Genomic DNA, 243 nt, shown 5'->3' with positions numbered 1-243 from the left:
CGCCACTCATCGCAATTTGTTTGGGGCGGATAGGGCTATAGTATTCATTTTCTATTTGTAGAATATGGTTATTGATCTGGATAGGATGACCCTCAGCATCATCCAAACCAAGCTTTTCAAAGCTCTCGTGCGGCGTTTGAATCGCGCGGCGTAGGCCAGCGACATACTCTGGTAGATAGTTATAGCGAATATCCAGCTGCTCTTGCACACTATTGGTATAGCCAAGCTTGCCCATACGTAGGC

Annotated in this window: 1 pseudogene; it reads right to left on the bottom strand. The window is 46.9% G+C overall.

The annotated features are described in order from the left end of the window. Positions 1 to 243, bottom strand: a pseudogene (locus AAEZ08_RS23355) (glutamate--cysteine ligase); the annotation flags it as partial.

Source organism: Pseudomonas sp. E45-MNA-CIBAN-0222, assembly GCF_040310405.1.
Taxonomy (GTDB): domain Bacteria; phylum Pseudomonadota; class Gammaproteobacteria; order Pseudomonadales; family Pseudomonadaceae; genus Stutzerimonas; species Stutzerimonas stutzeri_AC.
This window is presented reverse-complemented; position numbering and strand designations above follow the sequence as displayed.